The organism is Streptomyces sp. NPDC101152 (genome assembly GCF_044768275.1).
Classification (GTDB): domain Bacteria; phylum Actinomycetota; class Actinomycetes; order Streptomycetales; family Streptomycetaceae; genus Streptomyces.
Map to the genome: position 1 here is coordinate 83,679 of NZ_JBIWPO010000014.1, position 25,020 is coordinate 108,698.

The 25,020-nt window shown below is 72.5% G+C and carries 23 protein-coding genes and 2 pseudogenes; 11 read left to right on the plus strand and 14 right to left on the minus strand.

The window, feature by feature from the left end; genetic code table 11:
- Window positions 1-19 precede the first annotated feature (19 nt).
- Window positions 20-1,048 carry a Gfo/Idh/MocA family protein gene (locus tag ACIRVK_RS20370; protein ID WP_404248899.1) on the minus strand — a complete coding sequence of 343 codons (1,029 nt, stop codon included), beginning with the start codon at window positions 1,046-1,048 and terminating at the stop codon, window positions 20-22.
- Window positions 1,049-1,133: 85 nt separating this feature from the next.
- Between ACIRVK_RS20370 and ACIRVK_RS20375 the strand changes: the two genes are divergently transcribed.
- The 5 genes and pseudogenes from ACIRVK_RS20375 to ACIRVK_RS20395 all read left to right on the plus strand — a co-directional run bounded on the left by ACIRVK_RS20375 (window position 1,134) and on the right by ACIRVK_RS20395 (window position 6,040).
- Window positions 1,134-2,432 (plus strand): multidrug effflux MFS transporter, encoded by a 1,299-nt coding sequence (locus ACIRVK_RS20375; protein WP_404248900.1) that lies wholly within the window; start codon window positions 1,134-1,136, stop codon window positions 2,430-2,432.
- Window positions 2,384-3,592 (plus strand): serine hydrolase domain-containing protein, encoded by a 1,209-nt coding sequence (locus tag ACIRVK_RS20380; protein WP_404248902.1) that lies wholly within the window; start codon window positions 2,384-2,386, stop codon window positions 3,590-3,592. Before ACIRVK_RS20375 ends, ACIRVK_RS20380 begins: the two co-directional genes overlap by 49 nt.
- Window positions 3,589-4,584, plus strand: a complete 996-nt coding sequence (locus tag ACIRVK_RS20385) for a small ribosomal subunit Rsm22 family protein (protein ID WP_404248904.1) — start codon at window positions 3,589-3,591, stop codon at window positions 4,582-4,584. Before ACIRVK_RS20380 ends, ACIRVK_RS20385 begins: the two co-directional genes overlap by 4 nt.
- A 25-nt stretch (window positions 4,585-4,609) precedes the next feature.
- Window positions 4,610-5,224: pseudogene (locus ACIRVK_RS20390) on the plus strand (TetR/AcrR family transcriptional regulator).
- 81 nt (window positions 5,225-5,305) lie between these two features.
- Window positions 5,306-6,040, plus strand: coding sequence for a bifunctional DNA primase/polymerase (locus ACIRVK_RS20395; protein WP_404248906.1), 735 nt, complete (start codon window positions 5,306-5,308; stop codon window positions 6,038-6,040).
- A gap of 4 nt (window positions 6,041-6,044) precedes the next feature.
- Here the strand turns inward: ACIRVK_RS20395 and ACIRVK_RS20400 are convergent, their stop codons facing one another.
- Both ACIRVK_RS20400 and ACIRVK_RS20405 read right to left on the minus strand, forming a co-directional pair.
- Entirely contained in the window at window positions 6,045-7,037 is a 993-nt protein-coding gene (locus tag ACIRVK_RS20400) for a hypothetical protein (RefSeq protein WP_404248908.1), read from the minus strand.
- A pseudogene (locus ACIRVK_RS20405) lies at window positions 6,997-7,297 on the minus strand (iron transporter); the annotation flags it as partial. The pseudogene ACIRVK_RS20405 and the gene ACIRVK_RS20400, both read right to left, overlap by 41 nt.
- Before the next feature lie 121 nt (window positions 7,298-7,418).
- Between ACIRVK_RS20405 and ACIRVK_RS20410 the strand changes: the two are divergent.
- A complete protein-coding gene (locus ACIRVK_RS20410) occupies window positions 7,419-8,075 on the plus strand; it encodes a PhzF family phenazine biosynthesis protein (RefSeq protein ID WP_404248910.1) in 657 nt (218 codons plus the stop codon).
- A gap of 81 nt (window positions 8,076-8,156) precedes the next feature.
- Here ACIRVK_RS20410 and ACIRVK_RS20415 read toward each other — a convergent pair whose 3' ends face one another.
- From ACIRVK_RS20415 to ACIRVK_RS20430, 4 genes are read right to left on the minus strand one after another with little or no spacing between them, the layout of a single operon-like run.
- Window positions 8,157-9,416, minus strand: coding sequence for an NAD(P)/FAD-dependent oxidoreductase (locus tag ACIRVK_RS20415; protein WP_404248912.1), 1,260 nt, complete (start codon window positions 9,414-9,416; stop codon window positions 8,157-8,159).
- A complete protein-coding gene (locus ACIRVK_RS20420) occupies window positions 9,413-10,207 on the minus strand; it encodes an amino acid ABC transporter ATP-binding protein (protein WP_404248914.1) in 795 nt (264 codons plus the stop codon). Before ACIRVK_RS20420 ends, ACIRVK_RS20415 begins: the two co-directional genes overlap by 4 nt.
- Window positions 10,204-10,971, minus strand: a complete 768-nt coding sequence (locus ACIRVK_RS20425) for an amino acid ABC transporter permease (RefSeq protein WP_404248916.1) — start codon at window positions 10,969-10,971, stop codon at window positions 10,204-10,206. The genes ACIRVK_RS20420 and ACIRVK_RS20425 overlap by 4 nt, the downstream gene beginning before the upstream one ends.
- Window positions 10,972-10,981: 10 nt before the next feature.
- Entirely contained in the window at window positions 10,982-11,914 is a 933-nt protein-coding gene (locus tag ACIRVK_RS20430; protein WP_404248918.1) for a substrate-binding periplasmic protein, read from the minus strand.
- A 202-nt stretch (window positions 11,915-12,116) separates the two neighbouring features.
- Between ACIRVK_RS20430 and ACIRVK_RS20435 the strand changes: the two genes are divergently transcribed.
- Window positions 12,117-13,307 (plus strand): CdaR family transcriptional regulator, encoded by a 1,191-nt coding sequence (locus ACIRVK_RS20435; RefSeq protein WP_404248920.1) that lies wholly within the window; start codon window positions 12,117-12,119, stop codon window positions 13,305-13,307.
- Between the two features lie 42 nt (window positions 13,308-13,349).
- Here the strand turns inward: ACIRVK_RS20435 and map are convergent, their stop codons facing one another.
- Complete coding sequence (gene map, locus ACIRVK_RS20440; protein ID WP_404248923.1) at window positions 13,350-14,207, minus strand: type I methionyl aminopeptidase; 858 nt, start codon at window positions 14,205-14,207, stop codon at window positions 13,350-13,352.
- Between the two features lie 58 nt (window positions 14,208-14,265).
- Here map and ACIRVK_RS20445 point away from each other — a divergent pair, with 58 nt between their 5' ends.
- The gene (locus tag ACIRVK_RS20445) at window positions 14,266-14,496 is read left to right on the plus strand and encodes a hypothetical protein (protein WP_404248925.1); all 231 of its coding nucleotides are present in this window, start codon (window positions 14,266-14,268) and stop codon (window positions 14,494-14,496) included.
- On the opposite strand, the gene ACIRVK_RS20450 is transcribed toward ACIRVK_RS20445, so the two are convergent.
- Both ACIRVK_RS20450 and ACIRVK_RS20455 read right to left on the minus strand, forming a co-directional pair.
- Window positions 14,497-15,810 (minus strand): MFS transporter, encoded by a 1,314-nt coding sequence (locus ACIRVK_RS20450; protein WP_404248927.1) that lies wholly within the window; start codon window positions 15,808-15,810, stop codon window positions 14,497-14,499.
- 64 nt (window positions 15,811-15,874) lie between these two features.
- Window positions 15,875-16,489 (minus strand): hypothetical protein, encoded by a 615-nt coding sequence (locus ACIRVK_RS20455; RefSeq protein WP_404248929.1) that lies wholly within the window; start codon window positions 16,487-16,489, stop codon window positions 15,875-15,877.
- 150 nt (window positions 16,490-16,639) lie between these two features.
- On the opposite strand from ACIRVK_RS20455, the gene npdG reads away from it, so the two are divergent.
- Window positions 16,640-17,356: an NADPH-dependent F420 reductase gene (gene npdG, locus ACIRVK_RS20460; RefSeq protein ID WP_404248931.1), complete on the plus strand. Its 717-nt coding sequence runs from the start codon at window positions 16,640-16,642 to the stop codon at window positions 17,354-17,356.
- 78 nt (window positions 17,357-17,434) lie between these two features.
- Window positions 17,435-17,614: a hypothetical protein gene (locus ACIRVK_RS20465; RefSeq protein ID WP_404248933.1), complete on the plus strand. Its 180-nt coding sequence runs from the start codon at window positions 17,435-17,437 to the stop codon at window positions 17,612-17,614.
- Here ACIRVK_RS20465 and ACIRVK_RS20470 read toward each other — a convergent pair.
- Window positions 17,604-18,404, minus strand: coding sequence for a site-2 protease family protein (locus tag ACIRVK_RS20470; protein WP_404248935.1), 801 nt, complete (start codon window positions 18,402-18,404; stop codon window positions 17,604-17,606). The two genes, ACIRVK_RS20465 and ACIRVK_RS20470, sit on opposite strands and share 11 nt — an antisense overlap.
- Before the next feature lie 174 nt (window positions 18,405-18,578).
- On the opposite strand from ACIRVK_RS20470, the gene ACIRVK_RS20475 reads away from it, so the two are divergent.
- A complete protein-coding gene (locus ACIRVK_RS20475; RefSeq protein WP_404248937.1) occupies window positions 18,579-21,989 on the plus strand; it encodes an AfsR/SARP family transcriptional regulator in 3,411 nt (1,136 codons plus the stop codon).
- Window positions 21,990-21,999: 10 nt separating this feature from the next.
- Here the strand turns inward: ACIRVK_RS20475 and ACIRVK_RS20480 are convergent, their stop codons facing one another.
- From ACIRVK_RS20480 to panB, 3 genes are all read right to left on the minus strand, one after another.
- Window positions 22,000-22,860 carry an ABC transporter permease gene (locus tag ACIRVK_RS20480; RefSeq protein WP_404248939.1) on the minus strand — a complete coding sequence of 287 codons (861 nt, stop codon included), beginning with the start codon at window positions 22,858-22,860 and terminating at the stop codon, window positions 22,000-22,002.
- Complete coding sequence (locus ACIRVK_RS20485; RefSeq protein ID WP_404248941.1) at window positions 22,857-23,882, minus strand: ATP-binding cassette domain-containing protein; 1,026 nt, start codon at window positions 23,880-23,882, stop codon at window positions 22,857-22,859. The genes ACIRVK_RS20480 and ACIRVK_RS20485 overlap by 4 nt, the downstream gene beginning before the upstream one ends.
- 176 nt (window positions 23,883-24,058) lie before the next feature.
- Window positions 24,059-24,925: a 3-methyl-2-oxobutanoate hydroxymethyltransferase gene (gene panB / locus ACIRVK_RS20490; protein ID WP_404248943.1), complete on the minus strand. Its 867-nt coding sequence runs from the start codon at window positions 24,923-24,925 to the stop codon at window positions 24,059-24,061.
- Between the last annotated feature and the right edge of the window lie 95 nt (window positions 24,926-25,020).

Consider the following 25,020-nt stretch of genomic DNA (forward strand, 5'->3'; position numbering starts at 1 on the left):
GTGGCGGGCGCGCAGGGGCTCAGACCGGTGTGACCGCCAGGTCGGGTGAGGCGTCCTCGCCCGGGTAGCGGACACCCACGCGTTCGCGGATCGCGTCGAGCGTCCGCATCACGGCGAGGGTGCCGTCGAGGGGGACCAGCGGGGACTCGCTCTCGCCGGCCCGTAGCGCGCGGATGACCTCACGGGCCTCGTGCCTGAGGCTGTTGCGCGGGCCGTCGGCCGGGTCGGCGGCGAACTCCTCGGGGTCGCGGCCGTCCCGGTGCAGCACGAACCGGTCCGGGAAGAAGAAGCCGTACGGGATGTCGATGCGGCCCTGCGAGCCGGTGACCGAGGCCGAGGTGGCCGTGCCGCCGATGATGGAGCAGTGCACCGAGGCGAGAGCGCCGCTCTCCCAGGAGAGCAGTGCTCCCGTCTGGAGATCGACGCCCTCGTTCGAGAGCACCGCTCTCGCCGTGATGTCCGACGGCTCCCCGAGCAGCAACTGCGCGAACGACACCGGGTACACCCCGAGATCCAGCAGCGAACCGCCACCCTGCCGGGGGTCGCGCAGCCGGTGCGAGGGCGGGAAGGGGCCCGCCAGCCCGAAGTCCGCCTGCACATGGCGCACCTCACCGATCGCGCCGTCGTCCACCAGCCGCTTCAGCCGCCGCACCAGCGGATTGCAGTACATCCACATCGCTTCCATCAGGAAGCTCCCGCGCCCCCGCGCCAGCGCGACCAGTTCCTCCGCCTCGCGCGCGTTCAGCGTGAACGCCTTCTCGCACAGCACGTTCCGCCCGGCCTCCAGGCACAGACCGGCCGCGGCCCGGTGCGCCGAGTGCGGTGTGGCGACGTACACGACATCGACGTCCGGGTCCTCGGCGAGCGCGGCCCAGTCGCCGTACGCCCGCTCGATGCCGAAACGTTCCGCGAACGCCTTCGCCGACGCCTCGGTCCGGGAGGCCACCGCCACCACCTCGGCGTCCGGCAGATCGACGAGATCCGCCGCGAACGCGGCCGCGATCCCCCCGGTCGCCAGAATCCCCCACCGCACCCTCTCCGCCGTCATCCCGCCCGCCCTCGCTCATGTGACCCTCGGCACCCCGTACGAGCTGAGAGCATAGGTGGGGTATCCACCGGAAAGGGAGGGGCGCATGGCCGAGCAGGGGGCCTCGACACCACACATACGGCAGGCGGCCGGAGCTGCGGCGAAACCGGCCGCCAACCGCGCCGGACGCGGCACCGGACTGCTCGTCACGTTCATCCTGGGCGGCCTCACCGCCACACCCCCGCTGGCGATGGACATGTACCTCCCGTCCCTCCCGGAGGTCACCCGCGCCCTTCACGCGCCCGCCGCCACCGTCCAGCTCACGCTCACCGCCTGTCTGCTCGGCATGGCGCTCGGGCAGCTCGTGGTCGGCCCCATGAGCGACAAGTGGGGCCGCCGCCGCCCACTGCTGACCGGCCTCGCGGTGTACGTCCTCGCCACCGCGCTGTGCGCGTTCGCCCCGGACGTCGAGGTGCTGGTCGCCTTCCGGCTGGTGCAGGGCCTCGCCGGCGCGGCCGGGATCGTCATCGCCCGCGCCGTGGTCCGCGACCTGTACGACGGCACGGCGATGGCCCGCTTCTTCTCCACCCTGATGCTGATCTCCGGCGTCGCCCCGATCGTCGCGCCGCTGATCGGCGGCCAGATCCTGCGCGTGACGGACTGGCGGGGCGTGTTCGTGGTCCTGACCGTCGTGGGGCTGCTCCTCGGCGCGCTCGTGTGGACGAGGCTGCCCGAGACCCTCCCGCCCGCCGAGCGGCACCCGGGCGGTGTGGGCGAGGCCCTGCACTCCATGCGCCGGCTCCTCGCCGACCTGCCCTTCACCGGGTTCATGCTGGCGGGCGGCTTCGCGTTCGCCGCGCTGTTCGCGTACATCTCGGCCTCCCCGTTCGTGATCCAGGAGATCTACGGCGCCTCCCCGCAGACGTTCAGCCTGCTGTTCGGCCTGAACTCGGTCGGTCTGGTGGCGGTCGGCCAGATCAACGGCAAGGTGCTGGTGGGACGGGTGAGCCTGGAGAAGGTGATGGGCGTCGGCCTCGCGATCGTGATCGCCGCCGCGACCGCGCTCCTGCTCATGGCGACCGGCGCCCTCGGCGACGTCGGCCTCGCCCCCGTCGCCGCCGCCCTCTTCGTGCTGATGTCCGCGATGGGCGTGACCCTGCCCAACGCCCAGGCGCTCGCCCTGATGCGCACCAGGCACTCGGCCGGCTCCGCGTCCGCGCTGCTCGGCACGTCCTCCTTCCTCATCGGCGCCGTGGCCTCGCCGCTGGTCGGGATCGCCGGCGAGCACACCGCCGTGCCGATGGCCGTCGTCCAACTGGCGGCAGCACTGGTAGCGCTGGCCTGTTTCATGGGAATGTGCCGTCCCTGGAACACACGTGCGGGTGCGGAGGGAGCAGGGAGCTGAGCGCACCGAGACTGCGCGGCGACACCGCGGAACGAGCCGGACTCGACCCCGGGGAGCTGCGCCACCTCGTCCAGGAGGTCGCCGACCTCACCACCGGGGAACACCCCTGGGCCGCGGGCACCGTCGTGGTCGCCGGGCGCGGGCCCGTGATCGCCGTCGAGGAGGCGGCGGGCTGGGCCGTACGGTACGCCCGCTACGACCCCGAGACCGACGCCGGCGTCGAGCTGCCCGAACAGGAGCGGGTGCCGATGACCGTCGGCACGCCCTTCGACCTGGCGTCCCTCACCAAGCTGTTCACGTCCGTCGCCGCGGTGCAGCAGATCGAGCGCGGCACGCTCGGCATCGACGCGCGGGTCGGGGCGTACCTCCCGGAGTTCCGGGCGGCCACACGGCACGGGATCACCGTGCGGGAGCTGCTGACGCACACCTCGGGACTGCGGCCCGAACTGCCCCTGTACGACTGCGCGGACGACGCGGAACGCAGGGCCGTGCTGCAGGCCGAGGCACCGATCGGCGTGCCCGGCACCTACACCTACTCCGACCTCAACATGCTGCTCCTGCAGTACGTCCTCGAACGCGTCACCGGCCGCACGCTGGACGTCCTGGTCCACGACGGCATCACCCGCCCCCTCGGGATGACCTCCACCGACTTCGGCCCCTGCCCGGGTGCGGCGGCGACGGAGGACCAGCGGCGGCCGTGGGCGAAGGCGGACCGGGGGATGCTGCGGGGCGTCGTCCACGACGAGAACGCGTGGGCGCTCGGGGGAGTGGCCGGCCACGCCGGGCTCTTCTCGACCGCCCGTGACCTCGCGGTCTTCTGCCGCACCCTCCTGGCCGGCGGCTCCTACGGCACCGCCCGCATCCTCGGCCCGGACTTCGTGGAGCTGCTGCTGACGCCCCCCGGTCTGGGCTTCGCGGTGGACCAGCCCTGGTTCATGGGCGAGCTGGCGGGGCGAGGAGCGGCGGGGCACACCGGCTTCACCGGGACGTCGCTGGTCCTGGACCCGGCGACGGACACCTTCCTCGTGCTGCTCGCGAACACGGTCCATCCGGTCAGACGGCACCCGGACAGCGGGCCGCGAGCGGCGGCGGCGACGCGCCTCGCACAGGCCGTACGACGGGTCGGACCGGTTCCCGGAACTGAGAGAATTCCCCGGTGAACGTCCCCGCATCCCCGGCCGAGACCCTCCGCGCCACCCTCGCCGGCCTCCTCGACGGCCTGCCGCCCAAGCAGGCCGCGCAGGCCGTCGAGCGGCTCATCGCCACCTACCGGGGTGCCACCCCCACCGACGCGCCCATCCTGCGTGACCGCGCCGACGTCGCCGCCTACGCCGCGTACCGGATGCCGGCCACCTTCGAGGCGGTGCACGCCGCGCTGGAGGCGTTCGCGCGGGCGGTGCCCGGGTTCGTGCCCGGCAGCCACACCGACGTCGGCGGCGGCACCGGGGCCGCCGGCTGGGCCGTGACCGCCACCTGGCCCGGCGAGCGCGAGGTCACCGTGCTGGACTGGGCCGAGCCCGCCCTCGCCCTCGGCAGGCAACTCGCGGCCGCCAACCCGGCCCTGCGGGGCGCCCGTTGGCAGCGCTCTCGGATCGGAGCGGCGCTCACCCTCGAGAGCACCGATCTCGTCACCGTCTCCTACGTCCTCAACGAACTCACCGAGCCCGGCCGCGCCGCCCTCGTCGACGCCGCCGCGGCCGCCGCCAGGGCCGTCGTGATCGTCGAGGCCGGCACCCCGGCCGGGTACGCCCGCGTCCTCGAGGCCCGCCGCCGGCTCACCGACGCCGGGTTCCACGTCGCCGCCCCCTGCCCGCACAGCGCCGCCTGCCCGATCGCCCCCGGCACCGACTGGTGCCACTTCTCCGCCCGGGTCAGCCGATCCTCCCTGCACCGCCAGGTCAAGGGCGGCTCACTGGCCTACGAGGACGAGAAGTTCAGCTACGTCGCCGCCACCCGGCTGCCCGTCGCCCCGGCCCCCTCCCGCGTCCTCAGGCGCCCGCAGATCAGGAAGGGCCAGGTCCTCCTCGACCTCTGCGAGGCCGACGAACAGTTGCGCCGCACCACGGTCACCAAACGCCACGGCGACCTTTACAAGGCGGCCCGGGACGCCGACTGGGGCGACGCCTGGCCGCCGGACACCGCATCTTCGTAGACCGGCGACCGGATACCGTCGGACCATGGTCAAGAAGCCCGTGCCCGACTCCACCCGCCGCAGTGAGAAGTCCCGCCGCGCGATCTACGACGCGGCGCTCGCGCTCGTCGCGAAGGTCGGGTACCCGAGGACGACCGTCGAGGGGATCGCCGCACGGGCCGGCGCGGGCAAACAGACCATCTACCGCTGGTGGTCCTCCAAGGCGGAGGTCCTCCTTGAGGCCTTCCTGGACCTCAAGCGCACATGCCGCGCGGGAGGCGGGCCAGGAGCCCTGGGTCATCCCCGACACCGGCGACCTCGCCGCCGACCTCAAGGCGTGCTGCGCACGACCGTCGACCAGCTCGAGGACCCCCGGTTCGAGGTGCCCTCCCGCGCCCTGGCCGCCGAGGGTCTGGTCGACGAGGAACTCGGCCGCAGGGTCGTGGCCAAGCTCCTCGAACCCTCGCTCCAGCTCTACGCCGACCGGCTGCGCTCCGCCCAGCGGTCCGGCGAGGTACGCCCCGACCTCGACCCGCGGATCGCCCTGGAACTCTTCGTCCCGCCCGTGGCCCAGCGCTGGCTGCAGCACACCGGACCGATCTCCTACGCGTACACCGACACCCTCCTCGACTACGCCCTGCACGGTCTCGCACCCCGTTGAGGCGGGCTCCCCGCCCCCGGAGCCGAGGAAGGTGGGACCATAGGGCATGCTGGTGAGTACGACGGCGAGGCGAGGGGATAGATGAGCGCGGAGTTCGGCGGCCGAACCGGCCGGCAGGGCAAACTCTCCCAGTGGCTGCGCGGACGCCGCCCCAAGGAGGACGGCGCCGACGACGGCGGCCGTGAGGCCCTGCTGCTGGCCGCCGCCGAGGCGGGCCTGCCGCTCGCCCCCGCCGCCCACCCCGCCCCCGGCTACCGCTGCTCCTGCGACCGCGTCGGCTGTCCCACGCCCGCCCGCCATCCGGTGTCCTTCGCCTGGCAGACGCAGTCCACGACCGACAGCGCCCAGATCGAGCGCTGGGCCCGCCACCAGCCGCAGGCCAACTTCATCACCGCGACCGGGATGGTCCACGACGTCCTGGACGTGCCCCTCGAGGCGGGCCGGCAGGCCCTGGAGCGGCTGCTGGGAGACGGGATCGAGGTCGGTCCCGTCGCGGAGAGCGACGACGGACGGCTGCTCTTCTTCACCCTCACCCGCGGCACTCCCGAGGACGAGGACGAGTGGTGGCCCTGCGAGCTGGACTGCCACCCCGAGACCATGGACGAACACCCGGGCCTGCGCTGGCACTGCCGCGGCTCCTACGTCCTCGTACCGCCCGCCCGGCTCCCCGGGGAACAGGGCGTGCACTGGGTTCGCGGCCCGGAGCACCCGCTGCCCGACCCGCTCACCCTGTTGGAGACCCTCACCGACGCCTGCGCCCGCCACGCCGGCGCCGATACCGACCACGCGGACACGGCCTGGCCGCTGCGGAACTGAGAGGCTACGACCCCTGGGCCGAGGTCACGCCCTCCAGCCGGGAGACGACCGACACCGGGCCGCTGCCCGCCGGGTCCACGGCCACCCCGTTGGAGACGAACTCCATCGTCAGGGACTGTTTGACCTCACCGCTCGTCAGCGCCTGCACGCTCGCGTTCTGCGTGGGGATCGTCGCACCGGGCGCGGCGGTCTGCTTCTCGTAGCGGCGCGTGGTGAAGAAGACCAGCGCGCCGCCGTCCGCCGTGCGCAGCGCCAGCGGGGCGTAGTCGCCGGACGTCAGTGGCTCGTCGATGTACTGCGTGACCAGGCCGGGCTTCTTCGCGTTCTTCGCGCGGTCGGACCGCCAGCCGCTGGTGTGCGGACCGTCGGCGAAGGACTTCCCGCCCTTCCTCAGGTACTGGGCGTAGGTGCGGCTCATGTCCTGCGGCCGGACGGCCAGTTGCGTGGAGTTCGCGGGGACGGCCTGGGCCCAGCCGTCCTTGTCCGTCTTGATCGTCGGCAGCGAACCCGGGGTGATCAGCGTCAGGTACGCCACCCGGAAGGGCTTGCCCAGGCTGTCGCGGGTGAACACCAGCAGCCAGTGCAGGCCGCCGCCCTTGTTGCCCTGCGCCTCCGCGACGAACCAGCGCGGCCAGCCCGCCTTCTTGGGGATGGTGAACCTCGCGTCGGTCAGCTCCAGCGGCGAATGCGCCGGATTGCCGCCCGGGTTGGTCCGGTGACCGGCCTTCAGCCGGGCCGCGTCGATGTCGCCGAGGGCCCCGGTGACATGGTTCGCGTCCAGCGAACGGTCGTACGCCTTGTCCGCCTTGTTGTACGCGGTCGTGAACTGCTGGAGCGCTCGCGCCGCTTCGGCGCGGGTCGTGGCGGGGAGCACCTCGCGCTCCCCGTGCACCACCACGCAACCGCTCGCCGTGAGCGACAAAGCGGTCACCGTGGCCGCCGTCAGTACCCTCCGGTCAAGCCTGCGGAGCCTTCGAGGGCCGCGATCCCTGCTCATCAGGTGCCTTCACCTTCCCCTTCCCGGAGGCGAACCCTACCGGGGCGAAAAACAGGGCGAGCGTCGGGACCGGGTACAGCAGCCACACCGTGACCTGGAGGCCGGTCGGGCCGGAAGGTGAACACGCCCTTCAGCAGCGTCCCGTACCAGCTGCCCGGCGGGACGGTGCCGCCCCGGTAGAACAGCCGGCCCGGGAAGACCGCCGCGCCGAGACCCAGGGCCACGCCGACCATCGGGCGCGGGGCGCCGTCGCCGGCCGACACGAACCTCTCCAGCCGGTCCGTCTCCGTGCCCGCGATGTTGCGGATGGCGTGCACCGCTGCCTGCAGGTGATTCAGCTCTCCATCGTCTCCGCCGCCGACGCGATGTTTGAATGCCCTGGTGACTGACTACGACGTGCTCCGCGTCTTCTGCGCGCCGAACGGCGGATACGGCAACGAACTCGGCGTCGTCCGCGAGGGCGCGGTGCTGCCCGCCCGGGCCGACCGGCAGGCGTTCGCGGCCAAACTCGGCTTCAGCGAGACCGTGTTCGTCGACGACCCCGAGCGCGGCGTCATCGACATCTACACACCGACCCTGCGTCTGGCCTTCGCCGGCTACCCCTGTGTGGGCGCGGCCTGGCTGCTCGACGTGGAGGAACTGGTCACGCCGGCCGGTGTCGTCGGGGCGCGTCAGGACGGCGAGTTCTGCTGGATCGAGGCGCGCGCGGAGTGGCCCGCGCCGCGCACGTTCCGCCAGTACGCCACCGCCGCCGAGGTCGACGACCTGCCCGTCCCGCCGAAGGGCGAGTGGGTCTACGCCTGGGCCTGGGAGGACGAGGCGGCCGGCCGGATCCGCGCCCGCGGCTTCCCCGGCCGCGACGACGGCATCGACGAGGACGAGGCGACGGGCGCGGCGGCACTGCAGCTGACGGACCGCCTGGGCCGCGCCCTCAACATCACCCAGGGCGCCGGCTCCCAGATCCTCACGGCCCCCCAGCCGCACGGCTGGGTCGAGATCGGCGGCCGCGTGTACCTGGAACGCCAGCCGGAACGCTGAGCGGCGCGGGCGCCGGAGGCGGGCCTGACAGTCTGGGTGGGCGGTGATCCGCGCCCGTCGTGCGGGTTCCGTGCGGCCCCGTCAGGACCGGTCGAAGCGGAACGGTGCCAGGACCTCCGGGCGGTGGCCGGTGCGGATGTACTCGGTCAGCCGGTGGCCGGTGACGGGGCCCAGGGTGATGCCGAGCATGCCGTGTCCGGTGGCGGCGAAGGCGTTGTCGTGGCCCGGCAGCCGGTCGACGACGGGCAGTCCGTCGGGCAGGAAGGGGCGGCCGCCGACCCAGGGATCGCGGATCCGGCCGACCAGGTCATCGGGGTCGTCGAACCACTTGCCCAGGTAGTGCCGGCTGGCGAGGGCGACGGCGACCACACGGCGCCAGTCCAGCCGGTTGTTGTTGCCGCTGAGCTCCATCGTGCCGCCGATGCGCGTGGTCGAGCCGATGGGCGAGGCGACGGCCCGGCGCTCGCCGAAGTAGAGGGTGTGCCGGGGGGCCGGGTCGAGGTCGACCGAGAAGCTGTAGCCCTTACCGGCCTGCAGCGGCAGGGGCCGGCCGAGGGCGCGGAGCAGACCCGCCGAGCGCATGCCGGCCGCGATGACCACGCTGGAGCAGGGAAGTTCGCCCAGGGTGGTCGACACCCCGTTGACCCGCCCCGCCGCCGTACGGAACCCGGTGACCCCGGTGTTCTCGTGCACCTTGACCCCCAGCGCGGCAAGCGCCTCGGCGAGCCCGCGCGCGAAGGCCTCGGGGTCGACCACGCCCTCCCCCTCCACCAGATAGGCCGCGCGCACCTGCGGGGACAGCGCGTCGTCCAGCAGCCGGGCCTCCTCGCCGGTGACGACGTCGTCCGGCAGCGGATAGCGCCCGTCGGCCATCTCCCGCTGGAGCGCGAGGTGATGACGTGCCTCGTTCGCTGAGAGGAACGCGTGCACCATGCCCGGGCGGGTCAGGGTGGTCCCGACGCCCGCCGCGCGCAGACCGTCGAAGAGATCGAAGGTGTCACGGTTCAGCTCGGCGATCGCCGCGTAACCGCGCCGGAAGGCGGCCGGTGTGCTGCTGCGCCAGAACCGCCACAGCCAGCGCACGAACGCCGGATCGGGCAGCGGCCGCAGATACAGGGGCGAGTCGGGGCGGCCCAGGGAACGCAGGGCGTACCGCACGACGCCCGGAGCGGGCACCGGTGTCGAGTGACTCAGGCAGACCCAGCCGGCGTTGCCGCGCGAGGCACCGGAACCGATCGCGCGTCGCTCGACGACCTCGACCGGCATGCCCTCCCGGGCCAGGTAGTACGCGGCGCACAGCCCCACGACCCCGCCGCCGACCACCACCACGGGAGCGCTCATGACGCGGACCCGTACGCGGCGAGGAACTCCCGGGTCCGGCGCTCCGCCGGACGGTCGAGGACGTCCTGCGGCCTGCCCTCCTCGACGATCCGGCCGCCGTCGACGAAGACGACATGGTCGGACACCTCGCGGGCGAAGGGCAGTTCATGGGTCACCAGCAGCATCGTCATGCCGTCGGCGGCCAGTTCACGCATCACGGTGAGCACCTCACGGGTGGACTCCGGGTCCAGGGACGAGGTCGGTTCGTCGAAGAGCAGCACGTCGGGCCGGAGCGCGAGCGCCCGGGCGATGGCGACACGCTGCTGTTCGCCGCCGGAGAGCTGCTCGGGCCGGGCGAGTCCGCGGTGGGCGACGCCGACCCGGCGCAGCAGGGTGACGGCCCGCTCCAGGGCCTCCGCCTCGGCGACACCGGCCTTGCGCTGGGCCAGCACGATGTTCTCCACGGCCGTCAGATGCGGGAAGAGGTGGAACTTCTGGAAGACCATGCCGACGGTACGGCGCAGCGCGGGCAGATCCCGGCAGACGGTGCGCCCGCCGCTGTGCACCACCTCGCCGGCCACCTCGACCGTGCCCCGGTCGGGCCGCTCCAGCAGGTTGACGCAGCGCATCAGCGTCGTCTTGCCGCCACCGCTCTGCCCGATGACGCTGACGATCCGGCCGCGGTCGACCTCCAGACGCACGTCGTCGAGGACGAGTCGGCCGTCGAAGGACTTGCTGAGCCCCTCGATCCGGACCACTGCCTCGGCGCGGGTGGCGGCCGCGCTCTTCGCGCTGGCGACGGGCTCGGTCATACGGCAGCCTCCTTCCGGTCATGGACACGGTCGTTGACGCTCCCGAGGTCGGCGGCGAGCAGCGCTCGCGCGGCGCGCACCCGGCGCCGTCGCCACGGGGAGAGCGGGACGCCCGCCCGGACCTTGCGCTCCAGCAGCAGAAGGAGCTGGGACAGCGGGTAGCACAGGGCGAAGTAGACGGCGGAGATGACCAGGTAGACCTCCAGCGCGCGGAAGGTCTCCGAGGTGATCAGCCGCCCCTCCGACATCAGCTCGGCGGCGGACACGGTCACCAGCAGCGACGTGGACTTCAGCAGGTCGACCAGCATGGTGTTGGTGCCGGGCAGCGCCTGCCGTACCGCCTGCGGCAGCACGATGTGGGCGAAGATGCCCGCCTTGCCGAGCCCCAGGGCCTCGCCGGCCTCCGTCTGCCCTTCGTGCACGCCGCTGATGGCGGAGCGGAAGATCTCGGACAGGTACGCGGCGTAGAAGACGATCAGACTGAGGCAGCCGGCCGTGAACACGTCCAGCCGGATCCCGGCCGAGGCGAGCCCGAAGTAGGTGAGGAAGATGATGGCCAGCAGGGGGACGTTCTTGAACACCTCGGTGTAGACGGCGGCGACGGCTCGCGCGGGCCAGAGCCTGCTGAGTCGCAGCAGCGCGACCGTCAGGCCGAGCAGCACCGCGCCGGCGAAGCTGACGACCGTGTAGGAGACGGTCTGTCCGAGGGCGCCGAGCAGGTCGGGACGGTAGTCGGACCAGGGGACCTGGAAGAGACCGGACATGGTCATCCCCTCACTTGCCGATGGACGGCGGCGTCCAGTTCGCGGGCCGGTCCACGCCACGGCGTGCGGTGGCGACGTCGGCGGTCGGCTTGAGGAACTGCTCGGGGTCACCGCCGTACTTCCGCACGAGCTCGGCCGTCTCCCCGTCGGTGTACATGGCGTCGATCTGCGCGGAGATCGCCTTCTCCAGCTTCCCCGCCTGCCGGGGGAGGTAGAAGCCGGTCTGGTAGGGCTGGAAGTACTGGTAGGCGGGCTTGGCCTTGACCTCGGCGGCGGTCGGCGGGGTCAGGTACTCGGTGCTGATCTTCAGGTCGGGGCGCTGCTTCTGCGCCGCGATGATGAGCAGCGGGTCGAGGAAGCCGACGTCGACGCGGCCGGCGCCGAGGTCGTCGAAGACACCGTTGGCGTCGGGGTAGGCGTGCAGTTTGGCGCCGGGCACGGACTGGATGGACTTGACCCAGACGTAGCCCTCGACGGTGCCCAGGTTCAGGCCCTTGAGGTCGCCGACCGTCTTGTACGTCCTGCCGTCGCGCACCGCCATCGCCGGGGGCGAGTAGTAGGGCGGGTCGGTGAACAGGCCCTGTTTCTGCCGCTCGGCGGACCAGGCGACACCGCCGACGGTGATGTCCACGCGGCGGGACTGCACCCCGGCCAGCATCCCGGCGAAGTCGGTGACCTGCGGCTCGATCCGCAGACCCAGCTTCTTGGCGACGGCGGTGAGGATGTCGCCGTCCAGGCCGACGATCTTCCCGCCCCTGACCGTGGTGTACGGGGCGTACGGCTCGACGGCGACCTTGATGACACCGGGCGTCAGGGTGCCCAGCGCGGCGGTCTTCGCCGAGACGTTCTTCGGGGCGCCGTCACCGCCGGAGCCGCACGCGGCCACGGTCGAGAGCAACGCCCCGGTCAGGAGGGCGGATATCAGGGAACGCGCACGGATCATCGGCTCGGGCCTTCCGTCTGGGCGCTGAAGGGACCCGCCGTTCACCGCGCTGTGCCCTCGGCGGGGTTCTGATTGGGGCCATACGCTAGGGATCGCGCAGCCACGCGTCATCGGTCACTCCGTACGAGGTTGTGGCCGAAATCGCCCCCTCCCCTGTACGGTGCGGCCAAAGCGGAACCGGCCCGTCGGCGGGAGGAACACCGTGCTGAGCCCGTCACTCGCCCAGGAGATCGCCGCGGACACCTCCGCCGTCATCGGGTTCAACGTGCTGATCACCGACTCGGACGGCATGGTCATCGGCAGCGGTGACACCAGCCGGGTGGGCACCTTCCACGAGGCGTCCGTCGAGGTCGTACGCACCCAGGAACCCGCCACCCACAGCGCCGCCGAGGCCCAACGGCTGCGCGGTGTGCGGCCCGGGTGCACCCTGCCGCTGGTCGCCGGGGGACGGGCGGTGGGCACGGTCGGCATCACCGGGACGCCCGCCCAGGTGCGCCGCTTCGGTCTGCTGGTCAAACGCCAGACGGAGATCCTGCTGCGCGAGTCCGTGATGCTCCGCTCCCGTCTGCTGGCCGAGCGGGCCGCGGAGAAGCTGCTCGCGGACATCGCCTCCTACGATCCACAGGTCGTCGAGGGCGAGTTCCTGATGTTCCGCGCCGCCGAACTCGGCTTCGACCTGCGGCTGCCACGGGTCGCGGTGGCCATCGAGGTGGGCGTGCCCCGCGCGCCGGCCCGCCGGCACCGTACGCCGACCCAGGACATGGCGCTGATCCGCTCGGAACTGCTGCGCACGGTCCGCGAGGTCTTCGCCGACCCGCAGGACGTCGTGGCCTCCACGACGCCCGGCTGGATCGGCGTGCTGCACCGGCTCACCGACCGAGACCCGGCGGCGGACCTGCTCGCGGCCTGCCGCCGGGTCACCGATGTGATCGCCGCCCAGGACGGGCTGACCGCCCGCGCCGGCATCGGCGAGCCCGCCGCCTCCGTCGACGGACTGCACGACTCCTACCAGGACGCCTGCGACGCGCTGCGCCTGGGTTCCCGGCTCGCGGACGGCTCACGGGTCCACGCCATCAGCGACCTGCGCGTCCACCAGCTCCTGGCCGCCGTCGGCCAGCCCGCACGCGGACGCCTCCTCGCGCTCACCACGGCCGAACTGCGCGCCCAGCCGGACTGGCCGACGCTGCGGGACACGATCACCGCGTGGTGCGACAGCGGCTTCAACCTCGTACGGGCCTCGGCGGCCCTGCACGTCCACCGCAACACGGTCGTCTACCGCATGAACAAGATCGAGCAGATCACCGGCCGCCCGCTGCGGGAGCACCGCACCACCATGGCCCTGTATCTGGCCTGTCTCGCGGACCAGTTGGCGGGCGGCGAGGAGGGCCGCTGAGGAAGTGCCCTGACCGTCGCGTCAACTCGTGGTGCCGGCACCCTACGGCAGTGTCAGGACGTCCGCGCCGGTCTCCGTCACCACGAGCGTGTGCTCGAACTGGGCCGTGCGCCTGCGGTCCTTGGTGACGACGGTCCAGCCGTCGTCCCACATGTCGTACTCGTGCGTCCCGAGCGTCAGCATCGGCTCGATGGTGAAGGTCATGCCGGGCTGCATGACGGTCGTCGCGTGCGGGCTGTCGTAGTGCGGGATGATCAGGCCCGAGTGGAACGACGAGTTGATCCCGTGGCCCGTGAAGTCCCGGACCACCCCGTACCCGAACCGCTTCGCGTACGACTCGATGACCCGGCCGATGATGTTGATCTGGCGGCCGGGCTTGACCGCCTTGATCGCCCGGTTCAGGGACTCCCGGGTGCGCTCGACGAGCAGACGGCTCTCCTCGTCCACGTCCCCGACCAGGTACGTCGCGTTGTTGTCGCCGTGCACCCCGCCGATGTACGCGGTCACGTCGAGGTTGACGATGTCGCCGTCCCGCAGCAGCGTCGAGTCCGGAATGCCGTGGCAGATCACCTCGTTGACACTGGTGCACAGGGACTTGGGGAAGCCGCGGTAGCCGAGCGTCGAGGGATAGGCGCCGTGGTCGCACATGTACTCGTGCGCCACCCGGTCCAGCTCGTCGGTGGTCACCCCGGGCGCGATCAGTTTGGCGGCCTCCTCCATCGCTCGCGCGGCGATCCGCCCGGCGACCCGCATCGCCTCGATCGTCTCCGGGGTCTGCACCTCGGGTCCGGTGTACGGGGCCGGCGCGGGCTTGCCCACGTACTCGGGCCGGCGGATGTTTGCGGGGACGGAACGGGTGGGAGACAGCTCCCCTGGTACGAGCAGCGACTGGCCAGACATGGCAGCGAGTCTAACGAGCCGGGGTGGGGGAACATGTCGATGGCGAGAGGAGCTGGTCATGGCCTTGTTCAAGAAGCGCACGGTCGGTAAACCGGGCGAGTGGTACTACTGCCTGAAGCACAAGACGGTGGAGGAGGGGCCGGAGTGCCCCGCCAAGGACCGGTTCGGGCCGTATGCCTCGCGGCAGGAGGCCGAGCACGCGATGGACCTCGTGCGGGAGCGCAATCTCCAGTGGGAGAACGACCCCAAGTGGCATGACGCCCCCACGGGCCGCCCGGACGAGGACTGATCAGGCCGGCGCCCGGTCCGGTGCGGCTGCCGCGCGCCGCTCGCGCAGCCGCACCGCGTGCTCGTTCGTGCGGACGTCGTACGCCATCAGCCCGGGCAGACAGAGGGCCAGGAGGCCGACGGCGCCCGCGCACAGCAGCCCGCCGGACCACACGGACGTCCGTACGCCCCACCAGGCGGCGAAGCCGCCGGAGCGGACCTGGCCGACGGTCGGGCCGACGGAATACGACAGCAGTTCGATCCCGGCGAGCCTGCCCCGCAGCTCGTCCGGGATCGTCTGGTTCCACATCGCGCCCCGGAAGATCCCGCTGACCATGTCGCAACCGCCCGCCACGGTCAGGAACAACAGCACCAGCCATACATTGCCCACCATCCCGGCGCCCGCGATCGCCAGCCCCCACAGCGCGGCCGACAGCACCACCATCCGCCCGTGCCGGTGCACCCGCGAGGTCCAGCCGCTGGTCAGGCTCACCAGCAGCGAGCCGAAGGGCACGCTCGCGTACATCAGGCCCAGGGACCAGTTCGCGTGCAGCTCGTCCGCGAGGAACGGCAGCACGGCGAGCGGCATCGCCAGGAACATCGCCGCGAGGTCGACGGCATAGGTGCCGAGGAGTTCCTTGCGGCTCCAGGCGTACCGGGCACCCTCCGCGATGGCCGCGAGGGACGGCTTCGCGGCCTCGTGCGCGGCGGGCGACGCGGCGATCGGGATCATGAGAGCGACGGACACGACGAAAGTCAGCAGGTCAGCCCCGTACGCCCAGCCGAGCCCCGCGTAGGCCACCACCACGCCCGCCAGCGCCGGGCTCGCGACACCGCCCACCGTCCAGCGCAGGGAGTTCAGCGCCGCCGCTGCCGGCAGGTGCTCATGGGCCACGATCCGGGGCCACAGCGAGTCGATCGCCGGACGCTGGAGCGAGACCAGCGCGGAGGACAGGCCGGCCACGGCGTACAGCGGCCAGACGGCCGGGTGCGGGAGCAGGGCGTTGAACAGCAGCGCGGCGGACAGCAGGCCCTGCCCCGCCTCCGTCCAGATGATCAGCCCGCGCTTGTCCAGCGCGTCGGCGAGCGCGCCGCCGTACAGCCCGAACAGCACCAGAGGCAGGAGCTCGACCGCCCCGATCGCGCCCACCGCCGCCGCCGAGCCCGTCAGCTCCTTCAGCTGCACCGGCAGCGCGACGAACGTCAGGAAGCTCCCGAAGTTCGAGATCGTCCCCGAGACCCACAGCCGCCGGAAGTCGGCGGAGGCCCGCCAGGGGGCGAGGTCGGGCAGGAGGGCGCGGAGCCGCGAGAAGGGCGCGGGGGAGTCGTCGGTCACGACCGGTCATCGTCGGCCGGGGCGCGGGCCACGAGCAACCGCTTTTCCGCCGCTACGGCCGCTCCTACCAACCCGTCGGCGGCGGCGCCGTCAGATGGTCCGCCAGGCGGGAGAGCCGGTCGCGCAGCCGGCGGGGGCCCCTCGGCTTCGGCAGGGAGTTCTCCCCGGCCGCCGCGCTGACCAGGTGCTGCACGGTGTCGAGGTCCAACTCGGAGCCCTCGGGGACGACGAGCGACTCGTGCGCCATCGACTCCAGTTCGCCCTCGCCTCCGCCCAGCGCCAGCACCGTCGCCCCGGCCCGCCGCGCGTCGTGCACCCGCTCGAGCAGCGGGACGTCCGGTGCCCCCGCCTCCGGACCTCCGGAGACCACCAGCAGCGTCTCGCCCCGCCGTGCCGCCGCCAGTCGCCCGAGCCCGACGGACAGATGCGCCGGATCCGACGGCCGCGCCGCATGCCGCACGAGCGTCGGGGACAGCTCCGGCGTCCCCGACCACGCGGCCTCGTCCACCAGATGCGCCGCCAGATGCCACGGCTCGTACTCCGGGGTGCCGACCAGCAGCAGCCCCCCTCCGTGCGAGACCACCGAGCCGCGCAGCGCCCCCGCGAAGCGGCGCGTGGCCCCCAACCACTCGGTCCCGGCGAGCACTTCACGCAACAGCGCGACCCGTACGGCGTCCATGCGACCGCATCCTGCACCCATCGGGCACCCGTCACCCGGAGTTCGCCCCGAATTCGCCCGACCTGGGGAAGGAGGCCCGGGAAAGGGGGCCGCCGGTGACGCGGCTCACCTCACCGGCCGGGGCCGTCGGGGCGGACGTAAAGTCGGCCCATGACCTCTACCGACAGTGCTGCACAGACCCCCGCGCAGGCGCCCGCCAAGGACCCCTGGGACCTCCCCGACGTCTCCGGGCTCGTCGTCGGCGTCCTCGGCGGGACCGGGCCGCAGGGCAAGGGACTGGCCTACCGGCTCGCCAAGGCCGGCCAGAAGGTGATCATCGGCTCGCGCGCCGTCGAGCGGGCGCAGGCCGCCGCCGAGGAACTCGGGCACGGTGTCGAGGGCGCCGACAACGCCGAGACCGCGCGACGCAGCGACGTCGTGATCGTCGCCGTACCGTGGGACGGGCACGGCAAGACCCTCGAGTCCCTCCGCGAGGAACTGGCCGGGAAGCTGGTCGTCGACTGCGTCAACCCGCTCGGCTTCGACAAGAAGGGCGCGTACGCCATCAAACCGGATGAGGGCAGCGCGGCCGAGCAGGCCGCAGCCCTGCTGCCGGACTCCCGGGTCACCGCCGCCTTCCACCACCTCTCGGCGGTGCTGCTGCAGGACCCGGCGATCGACGAGATCGACACCGACGTGATGGTGCTGGGCGAGGTACGGGCCGACGTGGAACTCGTCCAGGCCCTCGCCGGACGCATCCCCGGCATGCGCGGCGTCTTCGCCGGACGGCTGCGCAACGCGCACCAGGTCGAGTCGCTGGTCGCCAACCTGATCTCCGTCAACCGCCGCTACAAGGCCCACGCCGGGCTCCGTGTCACGGACGTGTGAGCGCGTGGGGGACACTGGAGCACGTAGCAGTGTCCCCCGAGCCCGCCGACCCGAGCCCGCCGACAGGAGTCGACCGAAATGCCCCGCCTCGCCCTCTACGCCCTGATCGTCTGCGTGCTCTCCGTCGCCGCGGCCGTGGTCTCCTTCGTGCAGGGCAGCTGGCTGGGGGTCGTGTGGGTACTGCTGGCGAGCCTGTCGTCGAACATGTGCTGGTACCACGTCAAGCGGGCCCGGGACACCCGACGGGTCACAGGCTGATCGAGCAGACCTCGTTGGTGCTCTGCCAGAACCGGTAGAGGTCCTGGCCGCAGTACGTCTCGAAGTCGCTGATCCCGAGGCCGCGCAGGAGCGCGTCGATCACGTCGAAGAACGCCGTGTTGACCTGCGGCACCCACAGCAGCGCGAACACGAACAGCAGGCCGAACGGCGCGAAGGGCTCCACCTGCCGCTTGACCTTGTAGGACAGCCAGGGCTCGATGACCCCGTAGCCGTCCAGGCCGGGCACCGGCAGGAAGTTCAGCAGCGCGGCCGTGACCTGGAGCAGCGCGAGGAAGGCGAGCGCGAAGCGGAAGTCGCGGGGGACGCCGTCCAGGGCGTGCAGCCAGAACGGGGCCGTGCAGACGGCGGCGAACAGGACGTTCGTCAGCGGTCCCGCGGCCGAGATGAGACTGTGCCGCCAGCGCCCCCGGATCCGGTTCCGCTCGATGAAGACGGCACCGCCCGGGAGTCCGATCCCACCCATGATCACGAACAGCACCGGCAGCACGATGCTGAGCAGGGCATGGGTGTACTTCAGCGGGTTCAGGGTCAGGTAGCCCTTGCTGCCGACCGTGATGTCCCCGCTGTGCAGGGCGGTGCGGGCGTGGGCGTACTCGTGCAGGCACAGGGAGACCACCCAGGCCGCCGTCACGAACAGGAAGACCGCCACGCCCGGCTGCTCGGCGAACCCGGACCAGGTGGCCCAGCCGGTGACCGCCGTGACGGCGAGTATGCCGACGAAGACCGGGCTGATCCTCCGGTCGCTGTGGCGGGTGGTCGCGGTGGTCATGGGGCTCCCTGGACTGGACGTGCGCGCGGTGGGACTGCCCGACGGTACCGGGCACAGGGGAAAACGTCTCGCGGTGGGGCGAGGGTTCCGTGAAGGTGGGGGCAGGCGCGTGCCGAGCCGGCGCCACCCCGTCCCGGCCGAACCCCGTGACCGGCCCTGACCCGACCGGAGACAATGACTCCCGTGCGCTATCGCATCCTCGGTACAGCCCAGGCGCTCCGCCCGGACGGCACCCCCGTTCCGCTCGGCGGGGCGCGGCTGCGTGCCCTGCTGACCGTGCTCGCCCTGCGGCCCGGGCGCACCGTGCCCGCCCCGCTGCTGGTCGACGAGGTGTGGGACGGGGATCCGCCCGCCGACGCACCGGGCGCGCTGCAGGCGCTGGTCGGACGGCTGCGGCGGGCCCTTGGCGCGGACGCGATCGCCTCGGTCGAGGGCGGCTACCGCCTCACCGCCGCGCCCGACGAGGTCGACCTGCACCGTTTCGAGCGGCTGACCGGCGAGGGCACGCGCGCGCTGGCCGACGGCGACCCGGCGAAGGCGGCCGTCGTCCTCGACGACGCCCTCGCGCTGTGGCACGGCCCGGCCGTCGCCGACCTCCCCGCCCGCACCGCCGAGGCGGCCCGCTGGGAGACCCGCCGTCTGGACGCCCTGCGCGCCCGTCACACCGCCGCGCTCACCCTGGGTCACGCCGAGCAGTCCCTGCCCGAACTGACCGCCCTGTGCGGCACCCGCCCCCTCGACGAACCCCTCCAGGCCCTGCGCCTGCGCGCTCTGCGTGACGCGGGCCGCACCGCGGAGGCGCTGGCCGCGTTCGAGGAGGTGCGGCACCTGCTGGCGGAGCGGCTGGGAACGGACCCGGGCCCCGAACTGACGTCCCTGTACGCGGAGTTGCTGCGCCCGGAGGAACAGCCGCCCCGGTATCCCGGGCACGAGGTCGGCCTCTCGGCGGTCCGGCACGGCACGAACTCCGGTTCGGCCACGTCGAGTTCGTCCGCAGCAGCCGACGAGGCGGCCCCCGGAGCCCGCACGCCGTCGTCGGGTTCCGGTCCGGGCACCTCCACGCCGGCCCACCCCCCTCCCCCCGGCAACCTCCGTGCCCGCCTCACCTCCTTCGTGGGACGGGAGGCCGACATCGACGCCCTGCGTGGGGACCTGGCCGCAGCGCGGCTGGTGACGTTGCTCGGGACCGGTGGGGCCGGGAAGACGCGGTTGTCGCAGGAGGTCGCCGAGGTCGCGGGGGATGTCGCGCGGGACGGGGTGTGGCTCGCGGAGCTCGCTCCCGTCGACGATCCGGACGCCGTGCCCGAGGCCGTGCTGACCGCTGTGGGGGCGCGGGAGACCGTGCTGTACGGCGCCGGCGCGGAGGCGATGCGGGCGGCCGCGAACGAACGGCACGACGACCCCGTGGAGCGGCTCGCCGAGCACTGCGGCAGACGGCGGATGCTGATCGTCCTGGACAACTGCGAGCACGTCGTCGATGCCGCCGCGCGGCTGGCGGAGGAGCTGCTGGAGCGCTGCCCCGAGTTGACGGTGCTGGCGACCAGCCGTGAACCGCTCGGCGTACCGGGCGAGTTGCTGCGGCCCGTGGAGCCGCTGCCCGAGCCGGTCGCGCTGCGGCTGCTCGCCGACCGGGGCGCCGCCGCCCGCCCGGGATTCCGGGTCGAGGACGACCCCGAGGCGTGCGCCGAGATCTGCCGGCGGCTCGACGGACTTCCCCTCGCCATCGAACTCGCGGCCGCCCGGCTGCGGATGTTGACGCCACGTCAGATCGCCGAACGGCTGGACGACCGCTTCCGGTTGCTCACCTCCGGCAGCCGTACCGTCCTGCCCCGCCAGCAGACCCTGCGCGCGGTCGTCGACTGGTCCTGGGACCTGCTCGACGAGGAGGAGCGGGACGTGCTGCGCCGGCTGTCGGTCTTCGCGGGCGGCTGCGACCTCGCCGCCGCCGAAGCCGTCTGCGGGCCCTCAGCGCTGGAGGCGCTCGGCTCGCTCGTCGACAAGTCCCTCGTGGTCGCGGCCCCTTCGGCCGGCGACGGCATGCGCTACCGGCTCCTGGAGACCGTCGCGGAGTACGCCGCCGAGCGGCTGGACGAGGCGGGGGAGCGGAAGCGGACCGAGCGCGCACACCTGACGTACTTCCGCGAACTCGCCCGCACCACCGACCCGTTGCTGCGCGGCCCCCGCCAACTCGACGCCATCGGGCTGTTGGAGCGCGAGTACGAGAACCTGCGCACCGCGCTGCGGCACGCCGTCGCCGAACGCGACGAGCAGGAGGGCCTCTGCATGATCCTGTCGCTGGCCTGGTACTGGCAGATGCGCGACGCGCGGATCGAGGCCCGCAACTGGTGCGCCGAGGTCATGGCCCTCGGCCCCGACCCCTTCACCGCCCCCGCCGAACGCGCCGCCCCGGTCTGGCAGCGCTGCACCGACGTGCCGCCCCCGCTGACCGGCGAACTCCTCGCCGAGGCCCGGCGCGGCGTCCATCTCGCCCATCTGGCCTGCATGGACACCGAGTTGGAGGCCTGGGAGACCCCGGCGGCCAAGGACAAGCTGCGCGTCATCACCGAGGTGTACGAGCCCGGTCTGCCGCAGACCTGCCGTTCCCCCGGCCTGCTGTGGTTCTACGCCGTGATGCTGACCGGCAGTGTGGACATGCTTCCCGTGCTCCTGGACGCCTGTGTCGAGACCTGCCGTGCCCGGCCGGAGATGGAGTGGGACCTCGCCGCCGTGCTGCAGATGCGCGCCAATCTCCTCGCCGGCCGCAGAGGCTGGGCGGGCGACGCGATCCGGGACGCCGACGAGTCACTGGAGATCTACCGGCGCATCGGCGATCTGTGGGGCACCGCAGAGGCGCTGTCGGCACGCGGTGAGGCCCGTGAGCGGGCCGGCGAGTACCGGCTCGCCGCCGCCGACTTCGAGGCCGCGATCGAGCAGGCCCAGCGTCTCGGCGCACGCGCCCACCAGGCCGCGCTGGGGGCCCGGCTCGGCAGCGCGTTGATGGAGGCCGGCGAGGCCGAGCGGGGCGAGCGGATCCTGTACGAGGTGATCGACAGCCGGGAGGGCAACGGCAGCGAGGCGATGCCCGCCGCCCGGATGTTCCTCGCCGGCCGCCTCGCCATGACCGGGCGGATGCCCGAGGCCCGCGAGCAACTGCGGCTGCTGCGCGAGGAGTTCAAGATCGCCCACTTCGTCGTCTTCGAGGCGTTCATCCTCGGCTCGGAGGCCTGGATCGAGGCGCTCGACGGCAACTACGAGCTGTCCCTGGACAAGACCCGGCAGTCGCTGGAACGGGCCGCCGACCCGCTGACCGTGGCCATCGCCCCGCACATGCACCCGCTGTACCTGGCCCTCGCCGCGGTCGGCCTCGCCGAGACCGACGGCGGCCGCCGGGCCCGTGACGGCGCCCGCGTCCTCGGCGCCGCCGAGGCGTCCCTGGCGCCGGGCCACGTGGCGACGTCCATGGAGCGTGAGACGTACGAACGCGCCCGGCGCCACACCCGGGCCGTGCTCGGCGACGCGGCCTTCGAGGCCGCGCACGCGGAGGGCGGTGGCCTCTCCCTCGCGGAGGCCACCGCCCTGGTCTGAGTTGCGGACGTCAGCTCTTGGTGCGGAACTTGTGGATCGCGTACGGCGCCGCGACCGCCGTGATCGCCACCGACCAGCCCAGCGTCACCCACAGGTCGTGCGCGACGGGGCCGCCGACCATGAGTCCGCGCGCCGCGTCGGCGAGCGTGGAGAGCGGGTTGTAGTCGGTGAAGGCCTGCAGCCAGCCCGGCATCGACTTGGTCGGCGCGAAGATCGACGAGCCGAACTGCAGCGGGAACAGCACCAGGAAGCCCATCGCCTGCACGGACTGCGCGTTCTTGAGGATCACGCCCAGGGTGAGGAACACCCACATGATCGACGTGGCGAACACCGCGGACAGGCCGACGGCGGCCAGCAGACCGCCCCAGTGGTGGATGTGGAAGCCGACGAGCACGGCGACGACCATCAGCACCGTCGTCGCGAACAGCATCCGCAGCAGCTCCACCGTGATCTTGGCGAAGAGCACCGAGCCGCGTCCGATCGGCAGGGACCGGAAGCGGTCCATGACACCGGAGTTGAAGTCCTGGCTGAAGCCGGTGCCGACGCCCTGGGAGAGCGTCATGCTCATCATCGCGATCATGCCCGGGATGACGTACTGCACGTACCCGTCCTGCCCGCCGCCCAGGGCCTGCCCGATCGAGCCGCCGAAGACGTACACGAACAGCAGGGTGAAGACGACCGGCATCAGCAGCGCGTCGAACATCGACTCGGGGTCCTGCCGGATCCACAGCAGGTTGCGGCGGATGAGGGCGCCGGTGTGGCGCAGGTGACCGCGCAGCGGGATGCGGGCGTCGGTCGCGGTCACGGTGATGGAAGGGGCGGCGCGAAGCGCCTCGTTCAGGGTGGTGGTGGGCGACGGGCGGGAGCTCATACGGCGACCTCCTCGCGGTTCTCGGCGGGCACGGTGTCCTGCGGGGCACTGGCGCGGTGGCCGGTGAGAGACAGGAACACCTCGTCCAGACTGGGCAGTTCGGTGGTGATGGCGGACAGGGTGACGTCACGGGCGGTGACGGCCGTGACGACGGCGGTCAACTGCTCGTCGCTGAGGACGGGGACGAGCACGGTGCCGCTCTCGGCGTCGACGGTCGACGTCGCGAGCCCGGTGATGCCGAGGTCGTCGAGGGCGGCGGCGAGCGGCCGCAGCTGCGCCGGATCCGCGGGCCGCACCCGCAGCGTCCGCCCGCCGACCTTCGCCTTCAGCTCGTCGATGGCGCCGCCCGCGATGACCTTCCCCCGGTCCACGACGGTCAGCTCGGTCGCCAACTGCTCGGCCTCCTCCATGTACTGGGTGGTCAGCAGCACGGTCACGCCCTCACCGACCATGGCCTTGACCTCGTCCCACACCTCGTTGCGGGTCCGGGGATCGAGGCCCGTCGTCGGCTCGTCCAGGAACAGCACCTGGGGTCGGCCGATCATGGAGGCGGCGAGGTCGAGCCGCCGCCGCATACCGCCGGAGTAGGTGCTCGCGGGCCGCTTGGCGGCGTCGGTCAGCGAGAACCGCTCCAGCAGCTCGTCGGCCCGGGCGCGCGCCTCCTTGCGGGGCAGGTCGAGCAGCCGGCCGATCATGTACAGGTTCTCCCAGCCGGGCAGCTTCTCGTCGACCGAGGCGTACTGCCCGGTGAGCCCTATCACTCGGCGCAGCTGCCGGGGCTGGCGCAGCACGTCGTACCCGGCGACGGTCGCCCGGCCTGCGTCCGGGCTCAGCAGCGTGGACAGAATCCGCACGAGGGTGGTCTTGCCGGCCCCGTTCGGCCCGAGCACACCCATCACGGTGCCCTCGCGCACGTCCAGGTCGACCCCGTCCAGCGCCTTGGTCTCGCCGTAGTGCTTGACCATCCCCCGTACGGTGACGGCGTTCCCGCCGCCGCTGGAGTTCTTGTCGATGCGTGTCATGCCGAGAACGGTGCCAGTCCCCACCGACAGACCACCGACACGCGACCGACAGCGACCTGTCGGTGCCTACCGCTCGCCTACAGGCCGCCTGCAGGCCCCCTATACGCCGGCAGCCCGCCGACGGGGGAAGATCGGCGGGCTGCCTCTGTGCCGCTATGGCTCCAGTGGGCGTGGCTCTAGTGGACGGAGTGCTCCTCCAGCGGGAACGTTCCGCCGACGACGTCCTCCGCGAAGGCCTTCGCCGCGTTGCCCATGACCTCGCGCAGGTTCGCGTACTGCTTGACGAACTTCGGGACCCGTCCGGAGGTCAGCCCCAGCATGTCGGTCCACACCAGCACCTGCGCGTCCGTCTCCGCACCGGCGCCGATGCCGACTGTCGGGATGTGCAGCACCCGGGTCACCTCGGCCGCCAGCTCCGCCGGGACCAGCTCCAGGACCACCGCGAAGGCACCGGCGTCCTGCACTGCCTTGGCGTCCCGCAGCAGCTGGTGCGCCGCCTCCTCGCCGCGTCCCTGCACCCGGTAGCCCATCGCGTTGACCGACTGCGGGGTGAGCCCGATGTGGGCCATCACCGGGATCCCGGACTCCACCAGCAGCCGGATCTGTTCGTGGGAGCGCTCGCCGCCCTCCAGCTTGACGGCCCCGACCCCGGCGTCCTTCACCAGCCGGGTCGCCGAGCGCAGCGCCTGCACCGGGCCCTCCTGGTACGAGCCGAAGGGCAGGTCGCCGACGATGAGCGCGCGCTGGGTGCCCCGTACGACGGCCGCCGACAGCATGGTCATCTCGTCCAGCGTGACGGGCACGGTCGTCTCGTACCCGAGGTGGCAGTTGCCGGCCGAGTCGCCGACCAGGATCACCGGGATCCCGGCCTCGTCGAAGACGGACGCGGTCATCGCGTCGTAGGCGGTGAGCATGGGCCACTTCTCGCCGCGTTCCTTGGCGAGGGCGATGTCGCGAACGGTGATGCGGCGGGTCCCCTTGCCCCCGTACAGCGCCTTGCTGCCGTCGGAGGGCTTCGCGTGGGCAGCCGAAAGCTGCGTCATGGCAACGGCTCCTTCAGTCATCTCGAGGCGCCCTGCCGGCGTCCCCGGATCACTCCCATGGTGGCACTTCGTGCCGGGGAGGGCCAGAGGCCCCC